Source organism: Mesorhizobium sp. KR1-2, assembly GCF_040045035.1.
Classification (GTDB): domain Bacteria; phylum Pseudomonadota; class Alphaproteobacteria; order Rhizobiales; family Rhizobiaceae; genus Pseudaminobacter.
Window position 1 is genome coordinate 573,169 of record NZ_JBDZDS010000002.1, and the last position, 12,143, is coordinate 585,311.

At 65.6% G+C, this 12,143-nt stretch carries 13 protein-coding genes; 9 read left to right on the forward strand and 4 right to left on the reverse strand.

All coding sequences use genetic code 11. The features are described 5' to 3' along the window. The first annotated feature begins 126 nt into the window (after positions 1 to 126). The 4 genes from ABLE85_RS06985 to ABLE85_RS07000 all read left to right on the forward strand — a co-directional run bounded on the left by ABLE85_RS06985 (position 127) and on the right by ABLE85_RS07000 (position 3,509). Positions 127 to 1,305 (forward strand): lytic murein transglycosylase, encoded by a 1,179-nt coding sequence (locus tag ABLE85_RS06985; RefSeq protein ID WP_348792124.1) that lies wholly within the window; start codon positions 127 to 129, stop codon positions 1,303 to 1,305. 133 nt (positions 1,306 to 1,438) lie between these two features. After that, on the forward strand, positions 1,439 to 2,758 hold the full coding sequence (locus ABLE85_RS06990) for a glucoamylase family protein (RefSeq protein ID WP_348791968.1): 1,320 nt from the start codon (positions 1,439 to 1,441) through the stop codon (positions 2,756 to 2,758). Between the two features lie 73 nt (positions 2,759 to 2,831). Further along, positions 2,832 to 3,206: a nitroreductase family protein gene (locus ABLE85_RS06995; protein ID WP_348791969.1), complete on the forward strand. Its 375-nt coding sequence runs from the start codon at positions 2,832 to 2,834 to the stop codon at positions 3,204 to 3,206. Between the two features lie 33 nt (positions 3,207 to 3,239). Beyond that, positions 3,240 to 3,509 (forward strand): hypothetical protein, encoded by a 270-nt coding sequence (locus ABLE85_RS07000; protein WP_348791970.1) that lies wholly within the window; start codon positions 3,240 to 3,242, stop codon positions 3,507 to 3,509. A gap of 208 nt (positions 3,510 to 3,717) precedes the next feature. Here ABLE85_RS07000 and ABLE85_RS07005 read toward each other — a convergent pair whose 3' ends face one another. Both ABLE85_RS07005 and ABLE85_RS07010 read right to left on the reverse strand, forming a co-directional pair. Further along, positions 3,718 to 4,329: a winged helix DNA-binding protein gene (locus ABLE85_RS07005; protein WP_348791971.1), complete on the reverse strand. Its 612-nt coding sequence runs from the start codon at positions 4,327 to 4,329 to the stop codon at positions 3,718 to 3,720. 80 nt (positions 4,330 to 4,409) lie between these two features. Continuing rightward, on the reverse strand, positions 4,410 to 5,630 hold the full coding sequence (locus ABLE85_RS07010) for an alanine racemase (RefSeq protein ID WP_348791972.1): 1,221 nt from the start codon (positions 5,628 to 5,630) through the stop codon (positions 4,410 to 4,412). A gap of 234 nt (positions 5,631 to 5,864) precedes the next feature. Here ABLE85_RS07010 and ABLE85_RS07015 point away from each other — a divergent pair, with 234 nt between their 5' ends. From ABLE85_RS07015 to ABLE85_RS07025, 3 genes are all read left to right on the forward strand, one after another. Further along, entirely contained in the window at positions 5,865 to 6,887 is a 1,023-nt protein-coding gene (locus tag ABLE85_RS07015; protein ID WP_348792125.1) for a YeiH family protein, read from the forward strand. Positions 6,888 to 6,906: 19 nt separating this feature from the next. Beyond that, positions 6,907 to 7,833, forward strand: coding sequence for a LysR substrate-binding domain-containing protein (locus ABLE85_RS07020; protein ID WP_348791973.1), 927 nt, complete (start codon positions 6,907 to 6,909; stop codon positions 7,831 to 7,833). 134 nt (positions 7,834 to 7,967) lie between these two features. Then, positions 7,968 to 8,933: a DMT family transporter gene (locus tag ABLE85_RS07025; RefSeq protein ID WP_348791974.1), complete on the forward strand. Its 966-nt coding sequence runs from the start codon at positions 7,968 to 7,970 to the stop codon at positions 8,931 to 8,933. Between the two features lie 315 nt (positions 8,934 to 9,248). Here the strand turns inward: ABLE85_RS07025 and metF are convergent, their stop codons facing one another. Next, complete coding sequence (metF, locus tag ABLE85_RS07030) at positions 9,249 to 10,169, reverse strand: methylenetetrahydrofolate reductase [NAD(P)H] (protein WP_348791975.1); 921 nt, start codon at positions 10,167 to 10,169, stop codon at positions 9,249 to 9,251. Further along, complete coding sequence (locus ABLE85_RS07035) at positions 10,169 to 11,173, reverse strand: metalloregulator ArsR/SmtB family transcription factor (protein WP_348791976.1); 1,005 nt, start codon at positions 11,171 to 11,173, stop codon at positions 10,169 to 10,171. The genes metF and ABLE85_RS07035 overlap by 1 nt, the downstream gene beginning before the upstream one ends. A 106-nt stretch (positions 11,174 to 11,279) precedes the next feature. Here ABLE85_RS07035 and tsaA point away from each other — a divergent pair, with 106 nt between their 5' ends. Further along, positions 11,280 to 11,795 (forward strand): tRNA (N6-threonylcarbamoyladenosine(37)-N6)-methyltransferase TrmO, encoded by a 516-nt coding sequence (tsaA, locus tag ABLE85_RS07040; RefSeq protein WP_348791977.1) that lies wholly within the window; start codon positions 11,280 to 11,282, stop codon positions 11,793 to 11,795. After that, on the forward strand, positions 11,792 to 12,109 hold the full coding sequence (locus tag ABLE85_RS07045) for a DUF2293 domain-containing protein (RefSeq protein ID WP_348791978.1): 318 nt from the start codon (positions 11,792 to 11,794) through the stop codon (positions 12,107 to 12,109). The genes tsaA and ABLE85_RS07045 overlap by 4 nt, the downstream gene beginning before the upstream one ends. Positions 12,110 to 12,143: the final 34 nt, after the last annotated feature.

A 12,143-nucleotide genomic window follows, 5' to 3' on the forward strand; every position in this document is an offset into this window, starting at 1 on the left:
CCGCGAAATGCGCGAAATCCCGCTTCCATCCGCGCGCAACCGGAGGTATGGGCGGCTGCCCGCATTTTGCCATGTCCATCGGGCACACAATGATGCGAAATCATGGGCATGCGCGGAGTGGTCACGATGGTGGCGCGGATGAAGGCACTGGCGGCGGCACTGATTGCATTTGCGGCTTCGCCGGCGATGGCGCAGGAATGCGGCGGCGACTTCGGCGCCTGGAAAAGCGCCCTGCATGCCGAAGCCGCCGCGGCCGGGGTCGGCGCCGAGGGCCTTGCCGCTCTCGACCAGGCCGAGATCGACCCCAAGGTGCTGCAGCGCGACCGCGCCCAGGGCGTCTTCGCCCAGACCTTCATCGAATTTTCCGGCCGCATGATCTCGGACTACCGGCTCAAGCACGGCGCGGCCAACATGACGAAATACGCCGACGTCTTCGCTCGTGCCGAGCAGGAATTCGGCGTTCCCGGCGCGGTGATCACCGCTTTCTGGGCGCTCGAAACGGACTTCGGCGCCGTACAGGGCGACTTCCATACGCTGAACGCACTGGTCACGCTCTCGCATGACTGCCGCCGGCCGGAGCTCTTCCGCAAGCAGCTCGCACCGCTGCTGACGCTGATCGACCACGGCGTGCTGCCGGCCGACGTCAAGGGTGCCTGGGCGGGCGAGATCGGCCAGACCCAGATCCTGCCCATCGACTATCTGGAGAACGGCGTCGACGGCGATGGCGACGGCATCGTCGACCTGCGCAAGAGCGTGCCCGACGTCATCATGACGACGGCCAAGAAGATCCAGTCGCGCGGCTGGAAGCGCGACGAACCCTGGCTGCAGGAAGTGCGCGTGCCCGAGCAGATGCCCTGGGAGGAAACCGGCCGCACCAACAAGCTGCCGGTCTCCCAGCTGATCGCGTGGGGCGTGACCGACCGCGACGGAAACCCGCTCAAGGACAACGGCCTGAAAGCGGGCGTGATGCTGCCCATGGGCCGCAAGGGCCCCGCCTTCCTCGCCTACGACAATTTCGACATCTACCTTCAGTGGAATCAGTCGATCACCTACACGCTGACGGCTGCGCACCTGGCCGCCCGCTTTGCCGGCGAGCCGCCCTTCGAAAAGCGCAACCCCGAGCAGGGCCTTACCGGCGAAGGCATGAAGCAATTGCAGCAGAAGCTGCATGACAAGGGCTACGATGTCGGCGGCATCGACGGCATTCTGGGCACCAACACCCGCGAGGCCATCCGTCAGGAGCAGATCCGGCTCGGCCTGCCGGTGGACGGTTGGCCGACGCCGGAACTGCTGGAGAGCCTGTAGTCGGGCGCGCCCCTACTCCGGAGGGCGAGAAAGTCACGTTCGCCTGACGGCAGCCCCTGGCACCTTCGCAAACCGCATCTCCTAGAAGGGTTTCGTCCCCCCTCTATGTAGATGTGATGCGAGGTATTGACCCGTGACCGAAATGCCGTCGACCGAAATCGATCTCGAGCAGCCGCTGACCGTCGAGGAACTGGCCCGGCTGCAGTTCACCACCGTATTGTACTATCTGCAGGTCACCAATCCGGATAACGGCCTGGTTCGCGACAATACGAACCCGACCACCCCGGCAAGCATCGCGGCAATCGGCATGGCCCTGGCGACCATCCCGGTGATCGTCGAACGGCGCGTGATCCTGCGGGAATTTGCGGCGAAGATTACCCGCAAGCGGCTACGATACCTTCTGGAATGCCCCCAGGGGCCCGAGCCCGACGTCTCCGGCTACAAGGGCTTCTTCTACCATTTTCTCGACATCGAGACCGGCCGGCGCGTCTGGCAGTGCGAACTGTCCACCATCGACTCGGCATTCCTGTTCGCAGGCGCCCTGACGGTGGCCGCCTATTTCGATCGCGACACCGCGGATGAGGCGGAAATCCGCCAGCTTGCCAATGCGCTCTACGAGCGCGCCGACTGGAACTGGGCCCGCAACGGCGAAGCAACGCTGACCCATGGCTGGCGCCCGGAGAGCGGTTTTATCCCTTATCGCTGGCGCGGCTATGACGAAGGGCTGCTTCTCTACATCCTCGGCCTCGGTTCCCCGACCCATCCGCTGCCGCCCGAGAGCTACGCCGCCTACACATCCACCTATCAATGGAAGGAGCTCCATGGCCGCGAACTGCTCTTTTCGGGCCCGCTGTTCACCCATCAGCTGTCGCACATGTGGATCGACTTCAGGGAGATCCGGGACGATTTCATGCGCCAGCACGGCAGCGACTATTTCAAGAACAGCCGGGAAGCGACGTTCGTGCAGCAGGAATATGCGATCCGCAATCCGATGGGCTTCGTGGGCTATGGCGAACATTGCTGGGGTTTCACCGCCAGCGACGGGCCGGGCTGGTGCACGCGGGTGATCGACGGCGTGGAGCGGAAATTCTTCGACTATATCGCCCGAGGCGCTCCATACGGCCCGGACGACGGAACAGTCTCGCCCTGGGTCGTCATCGCCTCCTTGCCGTTCGCGCCGGAGATCGTCATACCCACGGCCAGGAACTTCGCGAAGATGGACCTCGGCGGAACCCGTCTCTACGGGTTCAAGCCCTCGTTCAACCAGACGTTCACGACGCCCGACAGCCCCACGGGATGGTGGGTGACACCCTATCACTTCGGCATAGACCAGGGCCCGGTCGTGCTCATGATCGAGAACTACCGCACCGGGCTGCTCTGGGGCATCATGCAACGCTGCCAGCCCGTGGTGACCGGCCTGCGGCGCGCCGGCTTTTCCGGCGGCTGGCTGTAGGCGCAGCTTGCGCGAGAAATTTATTGTAATTACAATAATAATCTGCACCACCCACCCTTGGAAGGAGAACGACATGCGCGACCATGACAGCGTGCCGCTGCCGGATTATCGCGAGCTGGACCAATCCGAAATGATCGCGCGCGCAAGCTCCTTCTACGAGGAGATCAGGCGCCGCCACACCGTGCGCAGCTTCTCGCCACGGCCGGTGCCGCGCGAGATCATCGAGCACTGCATCATGGCCGCCGGCACGGCGCCGAGCGGAGCCAACCACCAGCCCTGGTTCTTCTCGGCCATCGGCGATGCCGCCACCAAGCGCGAGATCCGCGAGAAGGCCGAGATTGAGGAGCGCGCCTTCTATGTCGACCGCAAGGCGGGCGAGGCCTGGCTCGACGCGTTGGCGCCGCTGGGTACTGACGAGCTAAAACCCTATCTCGAAATCGCCCCCTGACTGATCGGCATCTTCGCGCAGCGCCGCGGCGGCGTGGAAGCGGGCGAGGAGCGAAAGAACTACTACATCGCCGAATCCGTCGGCATCGCCACCGGCTTCCTCATCAACGCGCTGCACAGCTGCGGGCTGGTGACGCTGACGCACACGCCCAAGCCCATGGACTTCCTCAACAAGATCTGCAGCCGGCCCGACCACGAAAAGCCGTTCATGCTGCTGGTGGTCGGCTATCCGGCCGAGGACGCGACCGTGCCGATGCACGCGCTGAAGAAGAAGACGCTGGAGCAGATCGCGTCATTTATCTGAGGGCGGCCGGGGCAGACCACGCCGCCAAGAGCCTTCTCAGACAACATAGTTCAGGACCGGCTTTGATGGCGTCGCCGCAGAGGCATGGGTCCCCGGAACCCTACGCCCCTTCGGGCCGGAGCATGAGCGCAGCGAAATGCGAAGGTTCCGGGGACCCATGCCTCGCCAGTGGTGCAGCCAAAGCCGGTCCAGAAGGCGCTAGAAGCCCCTACCCCTCTTCCGCCTTCGAGCCCATCGTGCGGCGGTGCCAGCGCAGCATTTCGCGCTGGTCGGCCGAAAGCGACTGTCCGGCCTGGCGGCTCTCCAGGGCGTGGTGCGCGAGAACCTCCTCGGCCTTGTCCTCGAGCCGCTCCAGGAAATCGAACAGAAGCGCCCGCTCGTTCGCGTCCAGAACCTGCTCGATCTCGGTGGCGCGGCGGCCGAGCACTTCGGCCACCTGTTCGTAGAGCTCGCGCCCGCTGTCGGTGAGCGAAACGAGCTGGCTGCGCTGGTCGGCGGGATCACTCGACACCGAGACATAGCCGCGCTCCACGAGCGTCGCCACGCCGCGGCTGATGGTGCCGGGGTCAAGCCGGGTCTGGTAGCCTATGTCGGCCGCGCGCACCGGCATGTAGGCGCCGACGTTCAAAAGCACCCGCAGCTCGCGCAGGCCCAGATCCGTCACCGCCCGAACGCGCGGATCGCGCTGCGACTGAAGCAGGTTGACCAGAACCGCCAGCCGGAACGGCAGGTGCGTCTCCAGATCGAGCGGCGCGCTCGTTGCCTTGGAGAGGGGGAAGGTCAGCTTGCGCCGACCGGTCGCTAGTCGCTCGTCGTCCATGCGACGACAACAGCACAAATGGCAGCATTTGGCGAGAGTTCGGCGCGTCCGTGCAAGGGCGATGGCGCCGCAGTTGCCCGCTAATCCGCCATGGTTTCGAGGCTGGCCAGCCCTTGCGGCGCCTCGCCCTCCTCGAAGGGCGTGGTCACCTCCACGAAGGTGTCGGGAAAAAAGCCGTTGAAGCGTGTCCTGAGCGACAGCGAATAGGCGCCGATATGGCCGATCTCGATCCAGTCGCCGGTGTCGATCGTCTCGGGCAGCCAGAACGGCCGCGACAGGATGTCGACGGAATCGCAGGTGGCACCACAGACCTTGAACGGCACGATGTTCTGTTCCTGGCCGTTGCGCGAGCGGATGGCCGGGTCGGGGATGAACCGCGCCGGCAGCGTGATCTTGCCGGTCCAGCTGTCGGACAGCGAGGCCCAGATGCCGTCATTGATGTAGAGCCGGCGGCCCTTGCGCAGGAGCACGCGGACGATGAGCGAGAAGGCGCGCGCCACAATGACCCTGCCCGGCTCGGCCACCAGCGGCACCTCGTCGAAACCGTATTCGCGCAGGTCGCCCCGTAGCCGCGACATGATCTGGCCGAGCGAGGGCATTTCGCGCTTCTTGCGGCGCGGGTCTTCGCCGTATTCGGCCGGGAAGCCGCCGCCGACATCGAGCGCGGCGATCTCGAAGCCCAGCCGGTTGCGCACCCAGTCGGCCGAGGCCAGTGCCCGCTCGTAAACGTCCGGGTCCTCGATCTGGCTGCCGACGTGAAAGCAGAGGCCGACCCTGTAGCCGTGGCGGTGCAGCCGGTGGCCGAGTTCAACCCCATTGGCCGGGCCGGCGCCGAACTTCTTTGACAGTTCGTAAGCCGCCTGCCCCTTGGTCTGGATGCGCACGAAGACGGTCATCGTGCCGGGATCGATGTCGAGCGCCTGCACGATACGGCTGAGCTTGGTGATCTCGGCCTCGTGGTCGACCGCGATGACGCGGATGCCGTATTTTTCGAGAGCGAGCCGGATGTCGGACTGCGCCTTGACCGGGTGCATGTAGAGCATTTCGACGTCCGCCGAGACGGCCCGCACCGCCGCGAACTCGCCGGGCGACGCCACGTCGAAGGCGGTGACGCCCGCCTCCACCAGCGTCTTCAGCACCAGCTGCTCGCCATTGGTTTTGACCGCATAGGCAGTCTTGCCGGGAAACATGTCCATGAAGCCGCGCGCATCGGCCTTCAGAACCTCCGGCCGGAAGCAGTAGACCGGGTCGTCGGGACGCAGGGCAAGCGCGGCGGCCTTCGCATTCTCGAATTGCTGCATGCGTCCTCCTGATGGGACCCGGGCGCAAACTTAGAGCAAGCGGCTGGTGAATGGAATTCCGCTTCTGCCTTCCAATCATTCGCTTTCAGCGAACGGTTTCTACGATATAATGCGTTGGATCGATTGATTGGAATGAGCGAGACATGGCCAGGACAAATCGGAATTTCAGCCATGAACGCGCTTTCCACCCCCGACACGCTCAAAGCTGCGCCCATTGCCGCGCCAGCCGGCCTGATGCCGGCGCAGGCCGCACCTGGCTTGAGGCAGCGAGCGCTGGATGTCCTGCCGGGGCTGACGCTGACGATTGCGATCGCGGCGGCCGCCTTCGTGCTGCGGCAGATGCCGGGTGTGGCCGTATTCAGCCCCATGATCCTCGCCATCCTCATCGGCATTGCCTTTCACAACCTCGTCGGCACGCCGGCAGGCGCCAAGGCTGGTGTGGTGTTCTCGCTGCGCCGCGTGCTGCGGCTGGCGATCATCCTGCTCGGCCTGCAGCTGACAGCGGCGCAGATCGTGGAGGTGGGTGCTGCCGGCATCGCCATCATCGTGGCAACGCTGGTCGCCACCTTCGCCTTCACCGTGCGGCTCGGCCGGGCGATGGGCGTGGAGCCGAAGCTTGCCGAACTGATCGCCGCCGGCACATCGATCTGTGGTGCCTCGGCCGTTATCGCCACCAACACGGTGACGCGTGCGCCGGACGAGGACGTGGCCTATGCGGTCGCCTGCGTGACGGTGTTCGGCTCGATCGCCATGTTCGCCTATCCGATGTTGCCGGCGCTGCTGGGGCTCGACGCCCATGCCTACGGCCTATGGGCCGGCGCCTCGATCCACGAGATCGCGCAGGTGGTGGCGGCATCCTTCCAGGGCGGCCAGGCGGCTGGCGAGTTCGGCACGGTGGCAAAGCTCAGCCGCGTGATGCTGCTTGCGCCCGTCGTGCTGTCGCTCGGCTTCCTGGCCACGCGCCGCGCGGCCAAGCTTGGCCACGACCATGCGGCCGCCAAGGCGCCAGTGCCGTGGTTCGTGCTGGGCTTCATCGCACTGGTCGGCATCAACAGCGTGGTATCGATCCCGGCCGAGGCCAAGAGCGTTATCGTCATGGCCACGACCTTCATGCTCAGCGTGGCGCTGGCCGCCATGGGGCTGGAGACCGACATCCGCAAGCTCAAGGCAAAAGGCCTGCGCCCGCTGCTGCTGGGTCTGGCCGCCTTTATCTTCATCGCCGGCTTCAGCTTGACGCTGATCAAGCTGGTGGGGTGATCCACCCGGAGCTGCGCCCATGACGCTGGAGCAGCTCCGCATCTTCGTCGCCGTGGCCGAGCGCGAGCACGTCACCCGCGCCGCGCGCGACCTGAACCTCACCCAGTCGGCCACCAGCGCGGCCATCTCGGCGCTCGAGGCGCGGCACGCAACAAAACTGTTCGACCGGGTGGGCCGCCGCATCGAGCTCACCGAGGCAGGGCGGCTGTTTCTGGTCGAGGCCCGCGCGGTGCTGGCACGCGCCGCCTCCGCGGAAGCCGTGCTGGCCGATCTCGCCGGGCTGAAGCGCGGCTCGCTGCTGCTGGCCGCCAGCCAGACGGTCGCCAATTACTGGCTGCCGCCCTTCATGCACCGCTTCCAGACGCTGTATCCCGGCATCTCCCTGAAACTGACCATCGGCAACACCGAGCAGGTGGCGGCAAGCGTGCGCGGCGGCTTTTCCGACCTCGGTTTCGTCGAGGGCGAGATCGATGACGCTGCCCTCATGGTCACGCCCGCCGCCGAGGATGAGCTGGTGCTGGTGATCGGGGCCGGTCACGCCTGGGCAAACCGCACGGAAATCGCACCTGCCGACCTCCCCGGCACGCGCTGGGTACTGCGCGAACCGGGCTCGGGCACGCGCGCCGTGTTCGAGGAGGCGCTAGAGGGCCTCGGCATCGCGCCGGCGGAGCTCGACGTGGCGCTGGAGCTTTCCTCCAACGAGGCCGTGCGCACCGCCGTCATCGCCGGCGCGGGCGCGACCGCCATGTCGCGCTTCGTGACCGAGGCGGCAGTAGCCGCCGGGCGGCTGGTGCAGATGCCGCTTTCCTTCCCGAAGCGGCGCTTTCTGGCCATACGCCACAAGGAGCGGCACCTGACCCGCGCCCAGGCCGAATTTTTGGACCTTATCGGGCAGGACACTCCGAACGGCAAGAAACGGGTGGCAAGGAAGAGCCTGCCCGACTAGAGGTCGCTCCAGCCCGGAGCGCCCGACAGCGCTGCCGGGCTTCTGGCCCGGCAGAAAGTGGCAGCCTGCTCCATCCCAATCGTTGCGGGATGGGCGAGTTTCATTCCTCCGGCGTAGCTCCGAGGGGATTTTTCATGGGCACAGGTTCCACCGCCGGATTGGCACAAAAGACGATGAACGCCAGGGACTGGAGCCAGCTTCTGCTGCTCGGCGCGATCTGGGGCGGCTCGTTCTTCTTTGCCCGCGTCGCGGTCGCCGAAATCCAGCCGCTGGTGCTGGTGCTGTACCGGGTGACCATCGCAGCGGTTGCGCTGCTCGTCTATCTTGGGCTGCGTGGCCCTTCGATCCGGCTGGCCCTGCCCTACATAGCCCCATTCTTCGCGCTGGCGCTGCTCAACAACGTCATCCCCTTCTCGCTGATCTTCCTCGGCCAGACCGAGCTCGGCGCCGGCCTCGCCGCCGTGCTCAACGCCACCACGCCGTTCTGGACGCTGATCGTCGCCAACCTCTTCACCGACGACGAGAAGCTGACGCGCAACAAGCTGGCCGGCATTTTGCTGGGCATTGCCGGCACAGCGGTTATGATCGGCCCCGGCCTTTTGGCCGGTCTGGGCGGACCTGTGTGGGCGAAGTTCGCGCTCATCGGCGCCGCGCTGTCCTATGCCTTCGCACTGATCGTGGCGCGGCGCTTCCGCGCCCTGCCGCCGCCGGTCGTGGCGACCGGCCAGCTTGCCGCCTCGGCCGTCATCATGATCCCGGTCGTGGCGCTGGTGTACGGCACGTCCGGCCTGGTCTCGGCCAGCCTGCCGGTGTGGGCGGCGGTGCTGGCGCTGGCGCTCTTGTCCACCGCCTTTGCCTATATTCTGTTTTTCAACTTGGTCGCCTCGGCCGGCGGCACAAACGCCTCGCTGGTGACGCTGATCGTGCCGGTGAGTGCCGCACTCCTCGGCATGATCTTCCTTGGAGAACGGCTGGAAGCGGTCGAACTGATGGGCATGGCGCTGATCGGCATCGGCCTGCTCACCATCGACGGCCGGATTCTGGGGCGCTTCCGACGCAAAAAAGCCGGCACTCCGCCACAATTTATTCACAAGTCCTAAGCCGGCTTTTGATGAATTGTTTCAAAGGCTAAAGCCGACAGGCAGGGTCGCATTCGGGCCATTTGTGTCGCAATGCAGCATGATTTGTGCTTGCGTGTTGCCCAAAGTCCCCTAGACTCCGGCGCCATAGCTCAAGAAGGAGGCTAGTTATGGGACTTGCACGGCCGATCAACGCATTGATGATTTGCGCTGCATTCGCTGTTATAGGCGCCCTGATCGTAGGAGTTCTTCCTTAAGCCCCGAGCTGTTGGGGGCCGGCGCCAGCCGGCAACATTCGAAGGCCGGGCCAAGCGTCCGGCCTTTCCTTTTGGGGCTTCAGGCCGCGGCCGAACTCGGCACCGCCTTGGCCGCCTGGGCGCGAATGCCGATCATGTGGCAGATCGCGAGCGACAAATCGGCGCGGTTCATGGTGTAGAAGTGGAAATCGTCCACGCCGCGCTCGACGAGGTCGAGCACCTGCTCGGCCGCAACCGCCGCGGCCACCAACGCATGGGTCTGCGGGTCGTCCTGCAGCCCGTCGAAGCGTTCCGCCAGCCAGGCCGGCACATGGGCGCCTGCTCGCTCCGAGAACCGGGCAACCTGCGTGAAATTGTGCACCGGCAGCACGCCCGGCACGATGGGCACGTAGATGCCGGCGCGGCGCACCCGCTCGACGTAACGCTCATAGAGGTCGTTGTCGAAGAAGAACTGGGTGATGGCGCGCGTGGCCCCATTGTCGACCTTGCGCTTCAGCATGTCGATGTCGGTGGCGAAGTCCGGGCTCTCGGGATGCTTTTCCGGATAGGCGGAGACCGAGATGTCGAAATCGCCGACCTTCTTCAACGCCCCCACAAGTTCGGCGCCGTTGGCATAGCCGCCCGGATGCGGCCGATAGCACGCTCCGACACCCTCGACCGGGTCGCCGCGCAATGCGACGAAGCGTGTAACGCCCATGTCGACGAATTCGCCGATGACCTTGTCGATCTCGCCGCGCACGGCGTCGACGCAGGTCAGGTGCGCGGCCGGCGTCAGCGTCGTCTCGGTCAGGATGCGCTTGACGGTGCGCGCCGTGCGCTCGCGCGTCGAGCCGCCGGCACCATAGGTGACAGAGACGAATTCCGGCTGCAGCGGCTCAAGCCGGGTGACCGTGTCCCACAGCCGGGCCTCCATCTCCTCGCTCTTCGGCGGAAAGAACTCGAACGAGACGCTGACCTTGCCGCCGATGTCGGGTCGACGCGAAAATCCGAAATTGTTCATCAGGCGGTTTCCCTTGCGGCAGAATTGGCGGCAGGATCGGCGATCAGCAGACGACGGTCGCGGCCGAGCCAGAGTTTGACGGTGAGCTTGGCCTCCGAACCGCCGCGCGGCTCGAAGTTCTGGGTCTCCTCCAGATCGAGCCCGGCCTCAGTGAACCATTCGGCGATCTGGCGGTCGGAGAAGCCGAGCCGCATATGCGCATGTTCCGCGCGCAGAAATTCCAGTGCATGCGAGGCGAAATCGACGATCAGCAGGCGGCCGGCGGGACGCAGCAAGCGCGCGGCTTCGCGGATCGCCAGCGCCGGATCGTCGAGATAGTGCAGAACCTGGTGGATGGTGACGAGGTCGAAGGAATCGCGCTCGACCGGCGGGGCATAGATGTCGCCCAGCCGCACCTGCGCGTTGGAAATGCCGGCCCGGTCAAGATTGGCGCGCGCCACCGTCAGCATCTCGCGCGACATGTCGATGCCGATGCCGCGCCGATAAAGCGGCGCGAAAATCTCCAGGAGCCGCCCGGTACCGGTGCCGAGGTCGAGCATGGTCTGGAACGGGCGCTTGCCGACCAGCTTGAGCAGCGCGGTCTCCACCGCCTTGTCGGGCACGTGCAGCGAGCGGATCTCGTCCCAGCTGGCGGCGTTCTCGGCAAAGAACTCGCGGGCGCGTTCCTGCCGCTTGCGCTTCACGGCACCAAGCCGCTCCAGGTCGCGCTCGACCTGCGGATCGCCGTCGTGCACGCGAGACACCAGCCCCTGCACGAATTCGCGGCCGCCGTCGGAATCCGTGACCCGGAAGAACGCCCAGGAGCCTTCCTGATAGCGCTCGATCAGGCCTGCCTCGAGCAGCAGCTTCAGATGCCGCGAAACGCGCGGCTGCGACTGGTTGAGGATTTCGGTAAGGTCGGAGACGGTGAGGTCGCCGCGCGACAACAGCGCCAGTATGCGCAAGCGGCTGGATTCGGCAGCCGCCTTCAATGTATCAACCAGGGTATCAAGGGTGACCCGCATGCCGCGACCTCTTGCAAAAAGACATAAACATATCTTTATGTGATGTTAGGTCGATTTGCAACGGCAATGTCGCGTGCAGGCAGGAAGACGGCGTTGGGATAGCAGGATGGCAGGACGCAGCATGTTCGAAGAGCGCGAGGGAGAGCAGCCGCTGGCCGAGGACCCGGGAGCGATGCCAGGGGACGGGCATATCGTGTTCATCGGCCGCATCCGCTCGCCATGGACCACGCGCGAGGAGTGCCCCAAGAACATGGGCGCGGCGCGCGAAAAGGGCGGCGGCGCGACCGTCGAGGTCGACGCGCCCTACCGGCCGGGGCTGGCAGGGCTCGACCGCGCCAGCCATGTCGTGATCCTGACCTGGCTACAGCACGCGCCGCGGAATCTGATTATCCAGAAACCTCGCCATGCCTCTGACGCCAAAGGCGTTTTCGGCCTGCGCTCGCCTGCCCGGCCGAACCCGGTCGGGCTGCACATCGCACGGCTGGTGAAGCTCGACATCGAGGCCGGCGTGCTGACGCTGGAAGCGATCGACGCGCTCGACGGCACCCCGGTCATTGACCTGAAACCCTATATTCCGAGCGTCGACGCCTATCCCGACGCCGTGTTCGGGCGGTCCGAATGACAAGACCTTCCACCGGCCGGCAGAGGGCCATTGCCAAGGCGCTGACGGCGTTGTTGCCCATGGCGCCCTATGCCGACACCGAGCGCATCCGCGCCGACGCCAGCGCACCGCACCTGAAGACGCTGCCGCCGACGATCGCGGTGTGGCTGGCAACGGTGGCCCATGTCCGCCACCAGCACACCGACTACGAGAAGTTGCTGGAAGAAGGCTATGACCGCGACTCCGCCCGTTTCTTCGTCGTCGGTCATGTCAACCGGGTCCTCACCGGCTGGCGCGCGACGCGCCTGCTCGATCTCGACGACGAGGACGAATAGAGCCGTTGCAACCGATCCGGGGCATTCCTGACGC

Bases quoted from the DNA above. Each gene is read 5' to 3' on its own strand.
- ABLE85_RS06985 (WP_348792124.1), top strand. From the start codon at position 127: ATGGTGGCGCGGATGAAGGCACTGGCGGCGGCACTGATTGCATTTGCG.
- ABLE85_RS06995 (WP_348791969.1), top strand. From the start codon at position 2,832: ATGCGCGACCATGACAGCGTGCCGCTGCCGGATTATCGCGAGCTGGAC.
- ABLE85_RS07005 (WP_348791971.1), bottom strand. From the start codon at position 4,329: ATGGACGACGAGCGACTAGCGACCGGTCGGCGCAAGCTGACCTTCCCC.
- ABLE85_RS07010 (WP_348791972.1), bottom strand. From the start codon at position 5,630: ATGCAGCAATTCGAGAATGCGAAGGCCGCCGCGCTTGCCCTGCGTCCC.
- ABLE85_RS07015 (WP_348792125.1), top strand. From the start codon at position 5,865: ATGCCGGCGCAGGCCGCACCTGGCTTGAGGCAGCGAGCGCTGGATGTC.
- ABLE85_RS07020 (WP_348791973.1), top strand. From the start codon at position 6,907: ATGACGCTGGAGCAGCTCCGCATCTTCGTCGCCGTGGCCGAGCGCGAG.
- ABLE85_RS07025 (WP_348791974.1), top strand. From the start codon at position 7,968: ATGGGCACAGGTTCCACCGCCGGATTGGCACAAAAGACGATGAACGCC.
- metF (WP_348791975.1), bottom strand. From the start codon at position 10,169: ATGAACAATTTCGGATTTTCGCGTCGACCCGACATCGGCGGCAAGGTC.
- ABLE85_RS07035 (WP_348791976.1), bottom strand. From the start codon at position 11,173: ATGCGGGTCACCCTTGATACCCTGGTTGATACATTGAAGGCGGCTGCC.
- tsaA (WP_348791977.1), top strand. From the start codon at position 11,280: ATGGCAGGACGCAGCATGTTCGAAGAGCGCGAGGGAGAGCAGCCGCTG.
- ABLE85_RS07045 (WP_348791978.1), top strand. From the start codon at position 11,792: ATGACAAGACCTTCCACCGGCCGGCAGAGGGCCATTGCCAAGGCGCTG.